The organism is Cognatishimia activa (assembly GCF_001458335.1).
In the GTDB taxonomy this organism is placed as follows: Bacteria; Pseudomonadota; Alphaproteobacteria; order Rhodobacterales; family Rhodobacteraceae; genus Cognatishimia; species Cognatishimia activa.
Genome location: NZ_CYTO01000024.1, coordinates 163,187 through 183,293, shown reverse-complemented (window position 1 = coordinate 183,293; position 20,107 = coordinate 163,187). Strand labels below are relative to the sequence as shown.

Here is a 20,107-nt window from a genome sequence, read left to right as displayed (position 1 = left end):
GCTAGCCATCCCACAATCCCGCCGAAGATCAGCAAGAACCCTTTCCACGGCAAGCTCGCCGGTGTGGTCGCGCCGAGGTAAACCAGCAAGATGCCAAGGACCGCCACAATGGTAATCGCCAACACGCGACGAATTGGTGAAGCCTCGATAACGAAGTTTTTGATGTCGGACATGGTCCCCTCCCGCATTTGGGCGGTGTTTAGACCAGTTTAAGGGCCGACGCGACCCCAGAACTACTGAGATTAGAAAGGCATTGGATGATTCCGGTGCACCTGATCGATGGCCATCATCAGCTCAGGGGACAAAACCAAGTCTTTGCCCTCAATGATCCGCGCCAGCTGATCCACATTTGTTGCCCCAAAAATCGCCGAAGCCATGAACGGGCGCTGCATGCACCATGCCAAGGACATGTGGACGGGGTCGAGATCATTCTCTTTTGCCAGATCCAAATAGGCTTGCGTCGCAACAAAAGCGCGATCCGTGGTTCGCCCACCAAGGTTTTGGCCAAACGTAATCCGAGACCCATCAGGTTTTTGGCCACCTTGATATTTGCCAGTCAGCAAGCCTGTTGCCAAAGGCGAATAAGACAACAGCCCCACGTCTTCGTTTACGCTCATCTCGGCCATGTCCGTGTCGTAGAGACGGTGCAGAAGAGAATATTCATTCTGTACAGATGCCACGCGCGGCAAGTTGCGATCTTCAGAGATGCGCAGCCATTGGCTGGTGCCCCACGCGCTATCATTAGAAAGACCAAAAGCACGAATAGTGCCCCGCTCTACCTCTTTTTGCAGCGCTTCAAGACAATCGTTCATATTGTCGACTGTCTCCTGACGGCTCTGACCGCTTGGGTCATAGCTCCAGTTTTGCCGGAAACAGTAACTGCCCCGATTTGGCCAATGAAATTGGTATAAATCGATGTAATCCGTTTTCAGCCGTTTCAGAGAGCCTTCGATCGCTTCCGAAATTGTCTCCGAAGATATTGCTGCGCCATCGCGCACAATCTTTAGCCCTTCACCGGAATGCTTGGTTGCCAAGATCACGTCCTGACGGCGACCGGTCTTTTCAAACCAATTGCCGCAAATCTCTTCTGAACGACCCTGCCATTTCGCGGAGACCGGGTTGACCGGGTACATTTCGGCTGTATCCCAAAAATCAATGCCAGCATCCATGGACATATCCATCTGCTGATGGGCGTCATCTTGTGGCGTCTGCGAGCCGAAGGTCATTGTCCCGAGGCAAAGGGCTGAGACCTCAATCCCAGTGCGGCCCAGTTGATTGCGTTTCATCGTTTATCCCTCGTGGTCCTTGTTAGCGCAAAAGCTAATGAGCTATGGGAGATGTGCAACCGTCTGTTTCAAGGTTTTTGGCAGTTTCTTCTCTTCATTGCTCCACTTCTATACCCAGAGCAAAGCAATCTATTGATTCGTCAGCTTTCGATAATCGTCTTTCTCTGGAACTGCCTTAAACTTTGGTCTAGGGAGATCAGACTTACGGAAAAAGGGACCCTCGCTAATGGCGCGCCATCTCATCACATCGGCCATTCCTTACATCAACGGCATCAAACACCTGGGCAACTTGGTGGGAAGCCAACTGCCTGCCGACCTTTTCGCACGTTACCAACGGGCGCGCGGCAATGAGGTGATGTTCCTTTGCGCAACCGATGAGCACGGCACCCCAGCCGAATTGGCGGCAGCAAAAGCTGGCAAACCGGTGGCAGACTACTGTGCCGAAATGCATGAGCTTCAGGCCAAGATTGCCCACGACTTCCGCTTGTCTTTTGATCATTTTGGCCGCAGTTCAAGCCCACAAAACCAGAAGTTAACTCAACACTTTGCTGGCCGGCTTGAGGAAGCGGGTTTGATCCGCGAAGTCACTGAAAAACAAATGTATTCCTTTGCCGATGGTCGCTTCTTGCCTGATCGGTATATCGAAGGCACCTGCCCGAACTGCGGCTTTGAAAGCGCGCGCGGCGATCAGTGTGACAACTGCACAAAACAGCTTGATCCAACCGATCTGATCAACCCATACTCCACGGTCTCCGGTTCAACCGAACTCGAAGAGCGCGAGACGAAGCACCTCTATCTACGCCAATCCGAGATGCGCGAAAAACTGGGCGAATGGATCGACAGCAAACACGACTGGCCAGTGCTGACGACGTCCATCGCCAAGAAATGGCTGAATGATGGAGACGGCCTACAGGACCGCGGCATTACGCGTGATCTGGACTGGGGTGTGCCGGTGATGAAAGGTGACGAACCATGGCCGGGTATGGAAGGCAAAGTCTTCTACGTTTGGTTTGACGCACCTATCGAATATATCGCCGCTGCTCAGGAATGGGTTGATGCCGGTAAAGGTGAAGATTGGGAGCGCTGGTGGCGCACAGACAAAGGTGCCGATGACGTGACCTATACCCAATTCATGGGCAAGGATAACGTGCCATTCCACACCCTGTCCTTCCCGGTCACAATCTTTGGCTCTGGTGAACCTTGGAAACTTGTCGATTATATCAAATCATTCAATTACTTGAATTATGACGGCGGGCAGTTCTCAACATCCCGTGGCCGCGGCGTCTTCATGGACCAGGCATTGGAAATCCTGCCAGCAGATTACTGGCGTTGGTGGCTGCTATCGCATGCGCCAGAAAGCTCTGACGCCGAATTCACCTGGGAAAACTTCCAAACATCCGTGAACAAAGACTTGGCTGACGTGCTTGGGAACTTCGTCTCTCGGGTTACCAAATTCTGTCGTTCCAAGTTTTCTGAGGCGGTTCCTGAAGGGGCAGACTATGGCCCCGATGAATTGAAGTTGATCGAAGAGCTGACCGCACGGGTCCGGACCTATGAAAAGCACATGGCAGACATGGAGGTCCGTAAGTCCGCTCAAGAGCTGCGTGCGATTTGGGTTGCCGGTAATGAATACCTGCAAACAGTCGCACCGTGGTCTACATTCAAAGAAGACCCAGCCAAAGCGGCGGTTCAAATCAGGCTCGCCCTAAATCTGATCCCTTTCTACGCGGTTCTTTCAGCGCCTTTCATTCCGGATGCAGCGGCGTCGTTGCTGGGCTCTATGAACGCAGAAACCACAGAATGGCCGGATGATGTTGCGACCGCTCTGACTGCGTTGCCGGTTGGACACGAGTTCACCGTGCCAGAAGTGACATTCCGCAAGATCACAGATGATGAACGCAATGATTGGCAGGAACGATTTGCGGGAACACGCGGCTAATCAACTGATAGAAAATTAAAAAAGGCGGCTCAGATTGAGCCGCCTTTTTTGGTACCCGCGGCCGGACTCGAACCGGCACGGCCTATACGGCCTAGAGATTTTAAGTCTCCTGTGTCTACCATTCCACCACGCGGGCCAGTCGGCATCGCACTCCGAAATCGGCGCGCCTTGCACAACGTCGGCGCAACATAGCGCGGATGGTTTCGGTGTAAACCCACGAAGTCGCTGAATGGAAGACGAAGTTTTACCGTGGCTCAAAAACGGAACGGAAATAATCAGAGAGCAACTGATATTCCGCTTCCGCAATAGGCGTAGCGAGTGTCTCTTGTGCCGCCGCCATATCGCCAGCCATTGCCATCGGCAAATCCGCTCTCAGTTCCTCAAGGACCTGAGCAACGAGGGCCTCATGGTTCGTCGCTTGGCTATCTTGTCCGGCCCCTAGGGTACTCATCTCAGTCATACCCTCCCCCAAAGGCTTACCCGCAAGAGCATCGGAGCTACCTGCGCTGACCAACTCAAATGCCGCAGCTGGAGTTAACCCGATCTCGGTGACCAAATACTCCATATGTGCCAACATTTTCTGGGTTTCGTCCGCTGAAACTGTTCCCGCTGAATTCAGGACAGCACTTGGTTGTGTCGCAACCGTCGGGGTCATGGCAGTCTTGCTTTCGCCAAGCTGCGGCACCCCACCATAGCCTGTCTGACCTGATTGTAACCGCGCCAGCTCATCGCCCAGCAATTGGATCGTTCTTTGCAACTCGCTGATCGAAACATCATCTGGCGTCGCGGGCGCTAATGTGGCCACCTGATGGTCACGGTCGTCTTGTTGATCAAACAAAATATCGCGCAGCGCACGCAACTCCCCGCGCACTTCGGCAACCTCGGTATCCCGCTCAAATCCAGTCGCGATCTGCGGCTGGGGCATCGCAGATGTCCAGCTGCTTGCCTGTGTCACTGCGGCAGAGGTGGCAGCTGGGCTTGCATTAGGGATTGGCCAATCCCGTGGCAATACCGCATAGCTTTGCTGCGCACTAACCCAACGAAGATAGGCCATAATCGCACCAAATCCTCTGAGAGAGACCCGGTCGACCTCTTTTTGTCCTCTTGATATCAAGAGCTCACCGCCGGACGACAACAGCAATTCCATTCTGGAATCCAAGGGCTGCAAGATCGCATCGGGCAATTGCAGCTCTGAAATTCCATCAATGATTGAGAACGTGTCCGCAGCTGTAACATTCTCTAATTCCAGTTGAATGTGATTTTTGCTATCAAGCGTGACATTCATAATGCCCTTGCGCGCCATACAGACATGGGTCCTAGGCCGGCATATCACCTCAAAAACATCTGTGTCCAAACGCGGCGTCGGTGAGAAACGTGCGTAACCATCAGGATCGAACCGGAAATAGACGCCGTCCACCAGACCTTCTTGAAAAGTTGGCCAACCAAAGGCTCCACGCAATTCCTGGCGCGCTTCATGTGCACCTACCGCAAATGGGATCGACGTGTCCAAAATGGCTGCTTCAAGCGAGAATGAATCCTCTGGCGCCAGTTCGCTTTGCTCCTGCGTGTGGCCTGCCCCAACCAACATAAGTGCTGATGCGAAGGCACCCAGAGTGAATTTAAAGAATTCCATCAGTAATCAAGCTCCTTCTGTGTGGAGTGGCGTAAAGCCGGCAACCAATCTTCGCGCTGAATGGGATCGGGATATTTGCGACGTTCGCGAATATCTTGGTCACGGAATGCCGTGTACCAGACCTCGGTTTCGCCATTGTAAGGTGTCAAAATCTTACCCTGCACCTTATGCAAGAGAGCTGTCAGAATGATCCCGTTATTGTTCGCCGTATAAATCTCAACCCGCCCTTGACCGCGCTCATATAGCCCTTCGTACATACCGTTTTCTGGGTCATAGAGTTCGATAATCGCATTGTAGAGCACGTCGGTGTATTCGGTGTCCCACAACGCCCACAGGCCAAGAGCCGCTTTTGCAGCGACAGCAGCGTGGTCCGGCGTATAGTCGCCGCGCGGTGTCACGGTGTTCCAAGGGTAGCCATCCGAGAAAATCGTGTCATAGGTGAAGTATGGCGGACCTTTGACATTGTGTTCGGATCGGGCCGTCATGAAACCGGTCCGCCGCCATCGGTTTTCCTGCACCATATAGATGCGATCGGCAAATTCCGCGCGCCACCCATCTGAATGAAGCCAGTCGGGCGAACTGTCATCATGCGGCATATCAAAGCCCAATTCCAACCCGTCCTGCAGGTAGGACTCCGTTACCACGTAGTTTTGACTATGAAACACTCTCGGATCACGGCCATCATATGGCACCTGAATGCCAAAAATAGATGCAGTCAAAAATGGTTCCGCGCGATGCGCCATGATGGGACGAAACCCCCAAAGTGCAAATCCCTTTGCTGCATATTCTTCGTAACCAAGACGCCCTTCTTGGGCATACACCGTTTCGCCAGATTCTTTATCGACATAGGCCCCAAACAGCAGACCTTCGCTGGAGACAGCGTTGGAAAAATCCCATTTTAGCAAAACGCTATCGATGGTATTCCCAAGATAAGGATATCGGTTCTTTAGGATACGCAGCCACACCATGAAGCGACCAATATCAAGCGCGGAAAACCCGATTTCTCCTGCCTTATTGGTGTAGTCCACCTTCAACCCAGACTTTGTGTGGTAAACCTTATTTGGCATTTCGTTGCGAAACAGCTCCAGCCCTTTGATCGTGGTCAGAAGTAATGTCATGCGCTGGTCAAAATCGTTTTTCTCGATCAGGCAGAGTTCATAGGCCGCGACAGCCCCAGCGATATAGGAAGCCGTGTCCCAAAGCGTCGTTGAAGGATAGTTCCCAACCGAATTCGCAAGACCGGTTGTTTCCTGGGTGAATTTTTCAAAATAATGCCAAGCAACCTTCGCTGCGCGCATCTCGCGCTCATTCAAAAAACCACGCCTAGGCCGAAACTTGCGAACGTATTCATTGCGGTTGGTGTAACCTGATGCAATTTCATGAGCTTGATCCACACCGTCAAAATAATCCGCCTCCATCTCGCACATCCGTGGCGGTTTGCGACGTCTCTCCTCCGCATAAACGAGGCTGGTGGTTACGCTTGGAATGCCGCCGCGCATCACCGCTGGTAACTCATCTAAATCTCCGCCCGCGATAATTGGATCGATTTCTTCTTGATAGGCAAGAAAGCTGGATCTTGCGGATGTGCCCGCGAACCACGTGAGAACAAGCGTCGCAACCGCAGCGATCGCAAACCAAATAAAACCAGCACCGAAACGGCGACGATTTGGTGGTGTATTTGGGGTTTCGTTCATAAACCTACAGCACTTTCAACAATGACGTACTGCAAGTCTTGGCCTATCATCGTTAACAAATGTCGAACGCTTCAACGCGATTTTGACTTGGGCCGTCATACGGTCGTGCTCTTTGACAAAATCCCAACTCCATAAATCAAATTTTCACGGTTGCGGCCTATCACCTCTTGTTGATTTCGAAGGGGGCAAACATGGAAAATGTTGATAGCTTGGACGGTCGAAAGCCTTCGTCTGGGTCCACAAATGATGTGCGAGAATCACGTTTCTTGATGGCTGATCGCAATGCGCCCGGATGGGTCATCGCGCTTGGGGGGCTATTTACCCTAGCCACGACAACCTGCATTATAACACTGATTTTATTAAGTATTTTTATTCACCGCACAGTCCTCAGCGCAGGCGAAACACGCATGTCTTTCGTGCTACTGGGTTTTACGCTTGCTCTTGCTTGTGCGATCGCGTTTTTGGAATTCGCTCATATCAAAGCCCTAACGGGCTTTCGCAAGCTGCGTGAAATTCAAGCCAAAAAAGTGAATGCAATTATATGTATTTTGCTGGCCCTCATTATCCTATTCATCCACCCACTGATCGGATTGGTTGCACCTGCAACTGCCGGGATTGGTACGCTCTTTTTATGGCGCTTATCCAAAGCCAAAACACGTGAAGCGCATTGGGCGTTTGAACCTTTTGAAGCCGCTAGTTTGCTGGCCGGACGAGATGCAAGCAGCATCTCAGATGCCACCGTCCCCCCGAGGACACATCCATTCTCTGACGCTATTCGAAAAACCTGTTTTTGGCTTGCGATTGGGGGGGGCGTCACAATGGGTACTTTTTTGGTTTCAGAGCAGGTCCTGATGCCCGGGACTGTGATCGCCCTGACGCTGAGCTGCGCGTTTTGCGTCGACGGGATATTGCGTTTTGCGGAACTAAGACTCTTTGAGCGTAAGACCATCGTGAAGGGAAATGATGACGCGCCAGACGGTTTTGGCGATGACCTTGACCCTTCATCCGGACTTATCGTCAACCGTGTATCGGTGACATCCAGCTTTGGAAAAAAATTGGTTTCAGGCGTCTCTCTGCACGCTAAACCCGGAGAGATCGTGGGCGTCATTGGCGAAAGTGGCGCAGGAAAATCATTGCTTTTAAAAGCCTTGGCAGATCCATCGTCGCTTGCGCAATGCGACGTGTCCGGCAATGTGGTTTGTAATGGAGAAAATCTCTGGAAACGTTCCAACCAGGCCCGTCGCTTGCCGGTCGTACTGGTGCCCGACGCACCGATCATTGTGCCGGCCAGCGGAGAGAACAATTTGGATTGCTTTCAGGGTAAAGACCTCCTGGCAAAGGGTCGTTACTACCTGGAGCAATTGGTTTTTGCGAAGGACTTGGTGCATGACATTTGTCACTGTCCGGATGCGAGGTTTCTTCCGTCAATGCAAAGGAAAGCGCTTGCGCTTGCGCGCGCGTTTGCAATCGCGCCACAGCTCTACCTGTTTGATCGACCAGAAGACGCCCTTCAAACCGCACAAATCTCTGCATTTTGTAACCGTTTGGATGACGAAGCCCGGCTTGGCCGCAGCGTCATACTCGTATCCGACAATAGAACGATCTTAGAAAAGTGTGACAGATTGATTGTGCTTCAAGGTGGCGCCGTTACAGATTTTGGTCTCGCGAGTGAAGTTCGAGCTCGGCTTGAAACAGGATGGCATCGTTTTGTAGGACAAAGAAGTCTGCATGCAGAACAGCAATTGGAAGAATGGGTCCGCTCTCATTTCAGAAGAAACGGAGACGACGAAAACCGTAAAAAAGTCTGCCGCGCGGCCACCGAACTACTCGCGTTTTCTTGTGGCGATGCGTCTGCTGAAGAGAACGAGCAAGTGGAGTTCTTGTTTAAGAACTTCCGCGGATATTGTGTTCTACGCTTACAAGACAGCTCTTCTTCAACGTCATCCGGTCAAATCAAAGCTGCGCAGGATATGTTGGACGACCCAAATTTAAACAATGGACGCAACCCGCTTGCGAACGCGATGGCGGAATCTGAAGAGGTCACTTTTGAGACCCAAACCAGAGGTCGGTCTATCAACTGCAAAATCAAAACATATGACCCGCGCAAACAATAGATTGAGATAGCTGCGAAGCCAGCTTGAAACGGCGGTATTTGTCCAAGAGACAAACAAGAAATTTCAATATCGGTTCGTGATCAATGATTGCGTGGCTTTTTCAGCCGGGAAACACAACGGTGGAACTCTAAAATTCGAACCATTTGGCCAGAAAACGCCTGAAATCTGCCTCGCGAAGCGCCTCCCAATCCGCAAATTATCACACAGGATATTGGGGGCAGACATGAAATACTTCCTTACAGGTACCATCGCGATCGGCGTGATGGTGTGCATTTGGGTCCAGGGCGCAGAATCAGAGCCTGAGCCTCTCGCTGGCCACTTAAAATCGCAAGGTGGTAGCCTTCAATTCCAGTTGTCAGTCGACGGCCCGGCGTTGTTCTATTTAAAAAAGAATGCCTCGCGACATGTGCTATGGCGGGTCAATTGTGCCCTTCCGATGCGAGGCTGCGTCGCGAAAGCGACCGGGCTTGTGTTGAGTATAAACAATAGCGGGCAAGCAGTGCTATTTGCCGCAAAGCCGCGGAAAGCTCGCGTCTCATTACAAGTAAAAAATTACACTTATGATAGCCTGGGTCTTTTGAGCGCCCCCCTGACGGAGGAGCAAATATCACGGCTATCAGGACCCAAAAGCTTTGTGGTGATCGAGAGTGGCACCGAAGTGATCCTACGCACCCCGACGCAAGGGATAGTTGAAGTGATCTCCTACCTTCGCTGGATGAACACACCGCTTGCAAGAACGCTTCGCGATGCAAGGCTTTGGCCAGATCACCAAGCAGAGGAATTCAATAAAGATCGCTTATCGCTTGAAAGCCGTGAACACTTCGAAGTTCTAAAGCGCCGCCATGCTGCAGTGCCAAATAGGCAAAGCGTTCTTGTACCTGTAACCAAACCACAGATTGAATTCGCGATTGGCGCACAGAAAGGCAATTCGTTTTTCTCAAAGAGCGGCCACGCAGGATATTAGTGAAAACCTAGCTAGCGCGTCCAGAACGGTCCAAACACTGAAAAATGGACAGCTTCGATGATCACAGCATTTGTGTTCAACGTATATACGTCGTTAACGCGTCCATCACTTTCATACACTCCGGCCGGCCACCCTTTTTCAGGCTTTCCGAGGTCGTAGATATGCTCAACAAGCTTATTACTATACTCCGTTGAGAAAAGAGCGTTCCATCCAAAAGACGCTTTTGTGCTGATAGTGCGAAGCTCTGGATAAGGGTAACCCGTTTCAGTCACCACGGCCCAAGCCGCCCCATCTGACATGACAGAAGAGTATAGAAAATACGGATCTTGATCGACGTGATCTTCAGATACACTCGTGAGCTGCCCAGTCCTTTGATAACGGTTTTCTTGTGCCTGATAAACGCGCGAAGCGTATATCTGCGTTTCGCTATCCAGACCGATTTCGAAAGCCTGCAACAAATAGGGCTCGCTCAAGATTGGACTTATCGCAGTAAAACGCTTCGCGTCCCGACGGTCGGTCGGCACCTCCACGCCCAGCACATCTACCCATTGCAAAACACGTTGCCCCGACATAGCGCCAAACACGTCTAATCCCCACATCGCGGCGGCACGCGCGGCATATTGCTCGTATCCCATTCGCCCTTCTTGCAAATACACAATCTCACCATCTTCAATGGCTGCGCCCCACAACTCTCCGTTTTTCGCCATGGCCGCCAAATCCCAGCCAGACAGCAGAGACCTGATCTCTGCCCCATAGTGTGGCACCAACCTTTCCAAAGATCGGAATGCCATAAGCAACCGGCAGACATCCAAGGCGGACCAGCCGATCCCGTTCTCGCTGACTTCGTTCTGATAGTTCACCATCGCCAAACTGCGCGTGTCGTAAGCCTTGTTTGGTAGCTTTCCGTCGAACAATGGCAGGTCCCCAAGACTCTTCAACAAAGCTGTTGCACGACGATCGAACTCTTCCTCGTCAATGGCTCCCAGTTCGCGAGCGCCGATCAACGCAAAGAGATAAGAGCCTTGATCCCATAACGTCGTAGATGGAAAGCCCGCAACGCTGTCCACCAAGCCGGTCTCTGGCCGGGTATTTTGCACAATATATTGCCAAGCAATTTCAACGGCCCTTTCCTTTTGACCAGACAATTCTCGCGGTACCGCGACCGTCAAGGTTTCACTTGTATCAAAATCCAAACCGGCGACGCTTCCGTCGTTGTTCCACGCCAAACTTTGTTCGGTCAGGAAAGCAAATGCGGCCGCAGACAACAGGCCCGTTACAAACAATATACTCGATCTCGGAACAAACATTCATTGGCTCCTTTCACTCAATTTTTTGGGTTGTTAGGCGCAATGTCGGACAAAAGGACGTGGCATAAATCATCCGTATGAGCGCGGTGCTGCTCCACAAAATCCAAAACCCATTGATCAGAACAAAAAACGGGCTGTAGCCATCCAACCCTAGCAGCAACGCCACGCCCCCCCAGAGGACTGAGGCAAAAAAAATGATCAGAAACGCGATACTCGGCAAAGCATGGCGTATGTCCTGTACCGCACTTGGCACTTTTGGTGTTGGTGGGAACTTTGGCCTGCGACCTAACAAAACAAGAAAGAACGCACGCATTTGGATCGCGATTGTCCCGACCGCCAGCACTCTGGCACAATTATGGGAATAGCCTTTGCAAGAAGCGAGCATCGCTATCTCATTGCAAACCAAGACCGGAATGAGATGGGCGAAAAACTCCAACGAATACGCTTGAACAGGTGCAGTCCCGCTTACCAATGACCACACTGGCGCAAACATAAGCACGGCAAAAAAGAAGACCGACAAATAAGACCAGAAAGTCGCCAAATAGTGGAGTTTGACCTTCACAGACATGCCTTTTTCGAAGATTGGGTTTGCATTTAACAAAATGTCAAATGTTCCCCCGGCGTATTTGAGCCTTTGGATCGCCCAAGCTGACGCTGTCCAAGGCGAAAGCATTTTTGCTTCGACTTGCGGGTGAAAAACCGAACGCCACCCATTGCTATGGGCTTGGATCGACGTAAGAATATCTTCGGAAACGTGGTATTCAAAAGGCTTCAGATCAATTCTGGGCGAGATATTCAGCGCTGATGCATTGCGAGATGCTTTGCAAATTTCTCCGATCTTTTTGCCCTTCTCAATCAAAGCATTTTCCATAACCGCCTCGCGTCGATGAATAGACGCAGCCCCACAGCAGAACGAAGCGCCATTTCGGTTTCTTCGACGCTGAATGACGTCAAAAAACAGCGATGCATTCGACAAAAAATGATCTTTTCCAAAGGCATCTGTTCCTGTGAGAAACCGAGCGAACCGGGGCAGAAAACGTGAAAATGCACCCATTCTAACTTGGAAGATGTCCCGCCACGTGCGCCCTTCGGGCAGATCATAGAACCAATGCGGCGTCTGCACCCATGAAACTTTTTGATCCTCCAAGTACCCCAACGTGTTCGACAAAAAGGAAGGCATTAATTGGGTATCGGCGTCACAAACAATAAAGAAATCGCCATCCGTTTTGAATATCGCGTTGGCCAAGTTCCCTGCCTTAAACCCGCGATTGTCGGTGCGCGCGAAATAACCCACCTCGTGTTTTTTTGCCAGTACCGACATTCCTATGCGATTTCCGTCGTCGAGGAGGTAAACCTTGTAATCTATAAAAGAAGCCACATTCACCTTTTTTGCCGCTAAAATTGTTGCCGCCACAATCTCTTCGGCCTCGTCAAAGGTTGTTATGAAAACGTCAACCGTTGTGCGCCTGCCGTCCAAATTCGCCCCGCGGGTTTGTTTTTGAGCGATTGGAACAGGTTCTGTATCGCCTTCATCCCAAATATCGTAAAAAAATAGTGCCGAGCCGACCAAAGCCAGTGTTTCGCAGAGCGCAACGGTGCAAGAAAACAAAAGTGCTTCTGCGTTTATCGAATGCTGCCAGCGCCAGACGATGTACCAGGTGCCTAGCCCTAGCGTCAGCCCAGCAAATAGTTGCCAGATGAGCCTTCTGCGCGACGAAATAGGAGCAAAGACCGGCGGTTCTCGATCATAGAACTGGTGAAAATAAGGTGTCTGCATTTGAGTGGATTAGGCCGATGCCATGGTTCGTTGCTCTTGCCCTTTCGAGCTTCCGGCAGGGTCCAGGTTCTGCACCGCGGCACCATGTTCAGACAGTAAGAAATCTTGCGTCGAATCCGGTCCAATCAGCAGGTTCTGCCCCCAAAACCCTGACTCGACATGTGCATTCTTCAGAACAACGCAGTTTTCGAGAACCGCGTTTCTGCCGACTGTCGCGCCATCTTGGATAAAACAAGACCCAAGAAGTTCGACACCACGATTTATGATCGCGCCTTTGCTTACATAGCATGTCTGATCGACTCCACCTCTCTGGGTGCGCTCGGGACCAACAGACCGGTTCATATGACAAAGCGCATTGTAATAGCCTTTCGGCGTCGCGCAGGAGTGAAATTTTGAGTTGTGATGAAAACATGAAACGCGGCCGCCTTCTTTGCTAATCTTCCTCCCCAAATCATGTAGATTATGCAGTGACGCGTCCCGCTCAATTAAAGCAGCAGCACCGTTAGAAATGATGAATATGCCTGTTTCAAAAAACTGTGGACGACGCAAAATCTTTGAACTTTCTATAGGCCCTAAAGATACTAAGTTTTTCGCCGAATTCTGTGCAACAAAGTCACTGTATTCACACCCATTCTCCGCGTTCATTGCAAAGGTAAAATCCGCCTTCTGATGCCTATGTGTCCGCATCATTTCGGCAAGATTCACATCAGCCAAGTCAGTTCCAAAGGACAGCACTGTATCACCATCAAGCGCCAAATGCTCGCTCTGCAATTGCCGCAACTGGTGCGCTCTGCCCTTGCGGCCACCCACAAACGGCAAACTGGTTGCAGATGTCATTCGGCAATAAACAATGGCCTGATTTTCTGGATTGCTTCGTCTGAAATATGCCGGGATTTGTTGGTCATTCTGACTCAAAGTGAGAAACGTTTGTTGAATACCGAAGCGGCGCAGTAGGTCGAGCGAGCGTGATAAGACTGGCTCACCCAACGCATCCAGCATTGAGGGATTTAGCTCTGGTCGCAAGCGTCCAAAGCCTTGGTTCAGACCGTCGCAAAATAAGATTGCGCGCGTCTGCTTCAAAGCATGTGCTTGAAATTCAGGACTGTTCATAGCCTGCTGTCGGGTCGAAAAGATTTGAAGGCCGCGGTCAACTCCTGAACTCTCAAGTTTGCGAGACACGACATCTGACAAATTTGAGTACGCTATTTGTGACCTTTGAAAAATCGCAGGGAGTTCCACAATGGCCGCTAATGCGGACATGTTGACGCGACTGGTCTTGGATAGGTCTAATAAAAATGCCGTGCGGCCCTTGACGATCAATGCCTCAATCACATTGCTGAGCTGTTGCAGCACAGTGGTTTTTACCATCGCGCCGATTGGCTCGATGACCGCAATGCCGTCGTGAATTTCGCTAACCTGCAACCGCATCAGCGCACCTCTTTTTGCAATGAACTAAAAGCGGGGAAACTGGGCACCCGGCCAAGGCCGATCGTCCAAGCGGCAGCCGGCCAACGTGCAACCAGAATAACAAGGATAACGCTTAATGGGACAGCCAAACCGATCTTGACGAAAACCTGCATGAGCGGATTAAGGTCAGCGTCCTTCAACAGGATCTCTGCAAAGTCCACAAAGATTGGGTGGCTCAGATAAATTCCAAAGGAATAGCGCGCGCCTCGGCTTAAGACCGCCGGAAAGTGCTTTTCGCTAAAGGCCATCAGAGTGACGAACAATATCACCGGCATCAAAAAATCCGCCCAGTAGCCAAGAAGGTCAGCATATGGCCAAACACCGGTCGATATTGCAGTTCCTGTTGCGCGCAATTTAAATGCAAACAGGCAAAGCCCCGCGATCATCATCGGTGCACGATACTTTGATAAGTCAGCCGTTCTGCGGCGTTCCCAAATTCCCAAAAGAGCAGCGGCAGTAAACCCATACCCTGTATATGTTGCTACCTTCACCGCTCGAATTAAGTAGGGCAAACTCTCGTGACCCCAAAAATTTCGGTAAATAAATGTGTCGATTTCTTTGCGTAAGAACAAACAGACCAAAATGAGAAGGCCAAGCCAGGGCCGCTGTTTTGCAATACCGAATAACGGATAAAAAACGAGTAGAGCAAACGAGGTTGGCAAAAAGTGCATGTGATATTTCACATCACCTAACAGGAAAAAACCCAGCCATGTTTTTGATTCAAACAGAGCCAAAGAATAGGCCGAGCCATATCCAAATGTTTCGGCCTTGATCACATTAAATACGGCATAAAAAAATGTCCAAAACACAAACGGAATCAGCAAACGACGTGCCTGTTCACGCATCGTTTCGCCAAAAAATCTTGGCCGCCGTTCCATAGACAGCAACAACAGAAACACCGAAATCAACAAGAATAACTCTGTACGCGCCGTATAAAACACGGCGCGTAAAAAAAGCGGGCCGATGCGTTCTTCTGGTTCATAAGCGACCCAAGGCAAACCACTTGAATCAGCCGTGCAATGCAGACCGACCATTGAGAGCCCTGCAATCAGTCGTAGCCCGTCTAACCAAACCATTCGCTCTCGCGCCATATGCTGTCCTTTCGCTCGTGACACAAACAACCAGCAAAAAGTCGATAAAACGTAAACTTCACAAAGCTTTGAGGCACTTATTGCACGTGGCTTTTTTGCGGATTGTTAACTTTCGTCGGCTAATGAAATTTTTGAAAGGACATCCTATGCTTCTTAGAGTTCTGGCAATTTTTGTTTGGGTAGTTGGATCATCAAACGGGTTACTCGCATTGACGGCGAGTGAATGCCGCGAGATTTTGACCACATATAATGTCACTCTTGACGAATGCGCTCCAACGCTCAGTTCCAACACGTTGAGGACCACTTTCCCGACGGACTATCCTACCGGAACGCTGGCTGAAAACCACGTTTTCTTTCCCGGCGGAGGGGAACAGCTTGATGCTTCGGCAAGGGCTCAGTTGGCAGCATTAGCACGAATTTTGAAGGGCCAAGTTATGGGGCGATCCTGCCTGCACCTGATAGGACATTCGGATTCATCCGGAGGAACGAACGCCAATCAGACGATCGCTTTGCGCCGTGCCAATAATGTCATGCAGGAGCTTTTGCGCCTCAACGTAGCGCGCGCGCGAATTGAACAGGTCAGCAGTATGGGCGAAACGCGGCCGCTGGCTGCGCTTTCAGATCTAAGCAAATGGCAGCGACGCGTAGAAATTCGTGCGCGTACCTGTCCTCAAAAATCTTCGTCACGATAATGCAAATGTTCTTCGGCATTTGAATTGCTTGGCACGCATTACGTCCTGCGTCGCAACGCATAAAAGACGCACTCCCAATCTTAGATCTAGGTTATGTCACCTAAGCCAATTTCCTTGACCGCTTCCATCACAACAAAGGTTGAGGTGCTTGCCACATGCGGCAATGCCGAGATCTTTTCACCTAATACGCGTCGGTAAGCCGTCATATTCGTCGTACGTATCTTGAGCAAATAATCAAAATGCGACGCCATCATGTGAGCTTGCTCCACTTCCGCTGTCGCCGCGACCGCCTCGTTAAAGGCGCGTAGGGCGGACTCGCGCGTGTCGTTCAATTTGACCTCGACAAATGCCACATGGTCGAGACCAAGCCGCACAGGATCAAGCAGGGCGCGGTACCCTTTAATGACACCCTCCGCCTCTAAACGACGCAACCGCGCTTGTGTGGGGCTCTTAGAAAGCCCGATTTGCTTTGCCAAATCAGTAATCGAAATTCGGCCATCCGCAGCCAGAATCTCCACTATTCGATGATCAAAGCCATCCAATTCAACATAGTCACTCTGCAAATCATTCCCCCAATCAAAAGTGAATTTGAACTGTATATCATCAAAACAAAGGAAATTCGACTGAAAAAATCCTCTTATGATAATAGGAACGATCACTTCAATCATGAGCCAAAAAATGACAGCGTCTCGCCAACTTATCGATACGTCCACTTACAAAGATGAAAGCTCTGTTGTTGCAGAGCTTATTCAGCTGGCGGAACTTTCCACGGAAGATCGCGCGCGCATCTCAGAGGCCGCCACTGATCTGGTGGAGCAAATTCGCTCACAGACGAAACCCGGGCTCATGGAGGTCTTTCTGGCGGAGTATGGCCTGTCAACGGACGAAGGCATCGCATTGATGTGTCTGGCAGAAGCCTTGCTGCGCGTTCCAGACGCCGAAACCATTGATGCGTTGATCGAAGACAAGATCGCGCCATCTGACTGGGGTAAACATTTGGGCCATTCCACCTCTTCTCTGGTCAATGCATCCACTTGGGCGCTGATGTTGACTGGCAAAGTGCTGGACGATGATAACACCGGTATCATTGGTGGCCTGCGCGGCGCAGTGAAACGTTTGGGAGAACCCGTCATCCGAACCGCCGTTGCACGCGCGATGAAGGAAATGGGCCGTCAATTTGTTCTGGGCGAAACCATTGTCAACGCAATGAAGCGCGCTGAGGAACTGGAAAAAGACGGGTTTACATATTCCTATGACATGCTCGGCGAAGCGGCAAAGACCGATGCGGACGCCATGCGTTATCATTTGGCCTATTCCCGCGCGATCACCGCCATAGCTGTGGCCTGTACCCACAAGGATATCCGCAAGAACCCAGGCATCTCTGTAAAACTGTCTGCACTTCATCCGCGGTATGAATTGCCCCAGCGCGCGCGTGTGATGGAAGAGCTGGTCCCGCGCCTGCGGTCGTTGGCGCTCTTGGCGAAATCAGCGGGGATGGGCCTAAACATTGACGCAGAAGAAGCGGATCGGTTGAGCATTTCCATGGATGTGATCGAAACCGTTCTGTCAGAGCCCGCGCTAGAAGGCTGGGACGGATTTGGTGTCGTGGTTCAAGCCTATGGCAAACGCGCTGGTGCGACGTTGGATTACCTGTACGAACTCGCAGAACGGCTTGACCGCAAGATCATGGTCAGGCTTGTAAAAGGCGCCTATTGGGACACTGAAATCAAACTCGCTCAGGTCAACGGGCTCGAAGACTTCCCAGTCTTTACCCAGAAATCTGCCACCGATATCAGCTACATCGCCAACGCGCGCAAATTGCTGGGCATGACCGACCGCATCTATCCGCAGTTCGCTACCCACAACGCGCACACAGTGGCAGCGGTGCTTGATATGGCAACCGACAGCCAAAGTTATGAATTCCAACGCCTACACGGCATGGGCGAAAGTCTGCACGACATTGTCAAAACCCAAAACGACACGCGCTGCAGGATCTATGCGCCTGTTGGTGCACACCGCGACCTGCTGGCCTATCTTGTGCGCCGCCTGTTGGAGAACGGGGCCAACAGCTCTTTTGTGAACCAGATCGTGGACGAAGACGTCCCACCTGAAACCGTCGCAAAGGATCCGTTCGAACTCTATGATGCTTCGGCCGTCCGCATTCCGAATGGCGCGGAACTTTACGAACCAGAGCGCATGAACTCCGCCGGTTTTGACCTGCATGATGTACCGACGATGCAGAAAATAGACGCTGCACGAGAGACATATCGCACGACTCAATGGCACGCTGCGCCGTTGATCGCGGGAGACGCACCTGAATTTTCACCTTTGCCGGTTCGCAATCCGTTCCGCCCTGGTGACGATCTCGGCACAGTGTCTCATGCAAGCCCGGAAGCGGTTGAGATCGCGATTTCATCTGCTGCGCCTTGGGCAGCGACACCTGAAGAACGCGGCGACATACTGGCTAAGGCTGCAGATCTTTATGAAGAAAACTTCGGTGCTTTCTTTGCGCTTCTGGCACGCGAAGCTGGCAAAACGCCGATGGACCAGGTCGCAGAACTGCGCGAAGCCGTTGATTTCCTGCGCTATTATGGCGCCAACGCTCCGTCCAAACCGGCTGCCGGCGTATTCTCGTGCATAAGCCCATGGAACTTCCCATTGGCCATCTTCAGCGGCCAAATTTCGGCGGCGCTGGCGGCAGGAAACGCGGTTATCGCCAAGCCAGCAGACCAAACCCCTTTGATCGCCCATGAAGCTGTCAAGTTGTTGCACAAAGCGGGCGTCCCACGCAGCGCATTGCAATTGGTGCCCGGCAGCGGTTCAAAAGTCGGTGCAGCCATCACCTCTGATCCGCGCGTGAATGGCGTTTGTTTCACAGGCTCGACCGCCACCGCGCAGCGCATTCGCAAAGCCATGGCAGAAAACATGACACCGGGCACACCGTTGATCGCGGAAACCGGTGGCCTGAACGCGATGATCGTGGACTCCACCGCCCTGCCCGAACAGGCCGTGACGGCGATCGTAGAAAGCGCGTTCCAATCCGCGGGTCAGCGTTGCTCTGCTTTGCGTTGCCTCTATCTGCAGGAAGACATTGCCGCGCCAGTCATCGAAATGCTCAAAGGTGCCGTGAAAGAACTTCAGTTGGGTGATCCTTGGAGCTATGCAACGGATTCCGGTCCGGTCATTGACGCGAAGGCACAAGAAGACATTGCCAGCCATATCGCACAGGCCGACCAAGAAGGCCGCGTGATGTTTGAGCTGCCAACGCCGCAAACCGGAACCTTTGTCGCTCCGACCATGATCAAGGTCGATAGCATTAAGGATCTAGAGCGTGAGATTTTCGGCCCGGTCTTGCACGTCGCAACCTTTAAAGCGGACGAGCTGGACCAAGTCATCGATGACATTAACAACACCGGTTATGGCCTCACTTTTGGCCTACAGACCCGAATTGATGACCGCGTCCAGCACGTGTCCGAGCGCATCAAGGCGGGCAACATTTACGTCAATCGCAACCAGATCGGCGCGATTGTCGGCAGCCAACCCTTTGGCGGCGAGGGCCTTTCTGGCACCGGCCCCAAAGCGGGTGGCCCTCACTACCTCTCTCGTTTCGGCAAGGTGGATGCCGTTCAAACAGAGGAAACGTTCTCATCCACGCAGGGAAGTGAACCTATGCAGCTCGCAATCGATACAGCCCCAAAAGGTGCACCTGTACAGACGGAAACATTGCCAGGACCGACCGGTGAATCCAATCGCTTGTCGACCTTGTCCCGCGATCCAGTGTTGTGTCTGGGGCCAGGACACCAAACCGCGATCGAACAAGCGAAAGCGATTGAAGACCTAGGAGGACGTGCAGTGGCCGCAAGCGGTCTGCTGTGCCCTAACGATCTGGTCAAACTTCAAGGCTTCTCAGGCGTACTCTGGTGGGGCACGGAGGAATCCGCACGCGCCTATGAGGCCGCACTGGCAGAGCGCGGCGGGCCAATTATTCCTCTGATTGTCGGCAAACCAGACGAAGCGCGCGCGCGCAGTGAACGTCACGTGTGCGTGGACACCACTGCGTCAGGCGGCAACGCGGCGCTGTTGGGCGGGGTGGCTTAACGCCCGGCAACCGCTTCTAAATCCCGCTTGGGGCGCTTGACGCGC

The 20,107-nt window shown here is 51.8% G+C and carries 13 protein-coding genes and 1 tRNA gene; 5 read left to right on the top strand and 9 right to left on the bottom strand.

Going from position 1 to position 20,107, the window contains the following annotated elements; genetic code table 11:
- Positions 1 to 242: 242 nt before the first annotated feature.
- Entirely contained in the window at positions 243 to 1,286 is a 1,044-nt protein-coding gene (locus TA5113_RS12035; protein ID WP_058314008.1) for an aldo/keto reductase, read from the bottom strand.
- Positions 1,287 to 1,512: 226 nt separating this feature from the next.
- On the opposite strand from TA5113_RS12035, the gene metG reads away from it, so the two are divergent.
- A complete protein-coding gene (metG, locus tag TA5113_RS12030; RefSeq protein ID WP_058314007.1) occupies positions 1,513 to 3,225 on the top strand; it encodes a methionine--tRNA ligase in 1,713 nt (570 codons plus the stop codon).
- A 49-nt stretch (positions 3,226 to 3,274) separates the two neighbouring features.
- Here the strand turns inward: metG and TA5113_RS12025 are convergent.
- The 3 genes from TA5113_RS12025 to TA5113_RS12015 form a co-directional block, all read right to left on the bottom strand.
- A tRNA-Leu gene (locus tag TA5113_RS12025) sits at positions 3,275 to 3,361 on the bottom strand.
- 108 nt (positions 3,362 to 3,469) lie between these two features.
- Positions 3,470 to 4,858, bottom strand: coding sequence for a hypothetical protein (locus tag TA5113_RS12020; RefSeq protein ID WP_058314006.1), 1,389 nt, complete (start codon positions 4,856 to 4,858; stop codon positions 3,470 to 3,472).
- A complete protein-coding gene (locus TA5113_RS12015; RefSeq protein WP_082625799.1) occupies positions 4,858 to 6,552 on the bottom strand; it encodes a DUF3131 domain-containing protein in 1,695 nt (564 codons plus the stop codon). Before TA5113_RS12015 ends, TA5113_RS12020 begins: the two co-directional genes overlap by 1 nt.
- 407 nt (positions 6,553 to 6,959) lie before the next feature.
- Between TA5113_RS12015 and TA5113_RS12010 the strand changes: the two genes are divergently transcribed.
- Both TA5113_RS12010 and TA5113_RS12005 read left to right on the top strand, forming a co-directional pair.
- Positions 6,960 to 8,666 carry an ATP-binding cassette domain-containing protein gene (locus tag TA5113_RS12010; RefSeq protein WP_165589411.1) on the top strand — a complete coding sequence of 569 codons (1,707 nt, stop codon included), beginning with the start codon at positions 6,960 to 6,962 and terminating at the stop codon, positions 8,664 to 8,666.
- Between the two features lie 223 nt (positions 8,667 to 8,889).
- Positions 8,890 to 9,630, top strand: a complete 741-nt coding sequence (locus tag TA5113_RS12005) for a hypothetical protein (protein ID WP_058316728.1) — start codon at positions 8,890 to 8,892, stop codon at positions 9,628 to 9,630.
- Positions 9,631 to 9,641: 11 nt separating this feature from the next.
- On the opposite strand, the gene TA5113_RS12000 is transcribed toward TA5113_RS12005, so the two are convergent.
- The 4 genes from TA5113_RS12000 to TA5113_RS11985 are packed head-to-tail and all read right to left on the bottom strand — an operon-like array spanning position 9,642 to position 15,272.
- Complete coding sequence (locus TA5113_RS12000; protein WP_058314003.1) at positions 9,642 to 10,937, bottom strand: DUF3131 domain-containing protein; 1,296 nt, start codon at positions 10,935 to 10,937, stop codon at positions 9,642 to 9,644.
- Between the two features lie 13 nt (positions 10,938 to 10,950).
- Positions 10,951 to 12,714, bottom strand: a complete 1,764-nt coding sequence (locus TA5113_RS11995; protein WP_058314002.1) for a glycosyltransferase — start codon at positions 12,712 to 12,714, stop codon at positions 10,951 to 10,953.
- Positions 12,715 to 12,723: 9 nt separating this feature from the next.
- Positions 12,724 to 14,142 (bottom strand): STAS domain-containing protein, encoded by a 1,419-nt coding sequence (locus TA5113_RS11990; RefSeq protein ID WP_058314001.1) that lies wholly within the window; start codon positions 14,140 to 14,142, stop codon positions 12,724 to 12,726.
- A complete protein-coding gene (locus TA5113_RS11985; protein WP_058316727.1) occupies positions 14,142 to 15,272 on the bottom strand; it encodes an acyltransferase family protein in 1,131 nt (376 codons plus the stop codon). Before TA5113_RS11985 ends, TA5113_RS11990 begins: the two co-directional genes overlap by 1 nt.
- Positions 15,273 to 15,418: 146 nt before the next feature.
- On the opposite strand from TA5113_RS11985, the gene TA5113_RS11980 reads away from it, so the two are divergent.
- A complete protein-coding gene (locus TA5113_RS11980) occupies positions 15,419 to 15,964 on the top strand; it encodes an OmpA family protein (RefSeq protein ID WP_058316726.1) in 546 nt (181 codons plus the stop codon).
- Positions 15,965 to 16,050: 86 nt separating this feature from the next.
- On the opposite strand, the gene TA5113_RS11975 is transcribed toward TA5113_RS11980, so the two are convergent.
- Positions 16,051 to 16,632, bottom strand: a complete 582-nt coding sequence (locus TA5113_RS11975) for an Lrp/AsnC family transcriptional regulator (RefSeq protein WP_370736445.1) — start codon at positions 16,630 to 16,632, stop codon at positions 16,051 to 16,053.
- 10 nt (positions 16,633 to 16,642) lie between these two features.
- On the opposite strand from TA5113_RS11975, the gene putA reads away from it, so the two are divergent.
- A complete protein-coding gene (putA, locus tag TA5113_RS11970) occupies positions 16,643 to 20,062 on the top strand; it encodes a bifunctional proline dehydrogenase/L-glutamate gamma-semialdehyde dehydrogenase PutA (RefSeq protein ID WP_082625806.1) in 3,420 nt (1,139 codons plus the stop codon).
- Positions 20,063 to 20,107: the final 45 nt, after the last annotated feature.

Coding starts and splice junctions, on each gene's coding strand:
- TA5113_RS11995 (WP_058314002.1), bottom strand. CDS start 12,714: ATGCAGACACCTTATTTTCACCAGTTCTATGATCGAGAACCGCCGGTC.
- TA5113_RS12035 (WP_058314008.1), bottom strand. CDS start 1,286: ATGAAACGCAATCAACTGGGCCGCACTGGGATTGAGGTCTCAGCCCTT.
- TA5113_RS11980 (WP_058316726.1), top strand. CDS start 15,419: ATGCTTCTTAGAGTTCTGGCAATTTTTGTTTGGGTAGTTGGATCATCA.
- putA (WP_082625806.1), top strand. CDS start 16,643: ATGACAGCGTCTCGCCAACTTATCGATACGTCCACTTACAAAGATGAA.
- TA5113_RS12020 (WP_058314006.1), bottom strand. CDS start 4,858: ATGGAATTCTTTAAATTCACTCTGGGTGCCTTCGCATCAGCACTTATG.
- metG (WP_058314007.1), top strand. CDS start 1,513: ATGGCGCGCCATCTCATCACATCGGCCATTCCTTACATCAACGGCATC.
- TA5113_RS12000 (WP_058314003.1), bottom strand. CDS start 10,937: ATGTTTGTTCCGAGATCGAGTATATTGTTTGTAACGGGCCTGTTGTCT.
- TA5113_RS11975 (WP_370736445.1), bottom strand. CDS start 16,632: ATGATTGAAGTGATCGTTCCTATTATCATAAGAGGATTTTTTCAGTCG.
- TA5113_RS11990 (WP_058314001.1), bottom strand. CDS start 14,142: ATGCGGTTGCAGGTTAGCGAAATTCACGACGGCATTGCGGTCATCGAG.
- TA5113_RS11985 (WP_058316727.1), bottom strand. CDS start 15,272: ATGGCGCGAGAGCGAATGGTTTGGTTAGACGGGCTACGACTGATTGCA.
- TA5113_RS12010 (WP_165589411.1), top strand. CDS start 6,960: ATGTCTTTCGTGCTACTGGGTTTTACGCTTGCTCTTGCTTGTGCGATC.
- TA5113_RS12015 (WP_082625799.1), bottom strand. CDS start 6,552: ATGAACGAAACCCCAAATACACCACCAAATCGTCGCCGTTTCGGTGCT.
- TA5113_RS12005 (WP_058316728.1), top strand. CDS start 8,890: ATGAAATACTTCCTTACAGGTACCATCGCGATCGGCGTGATGGTGTGC.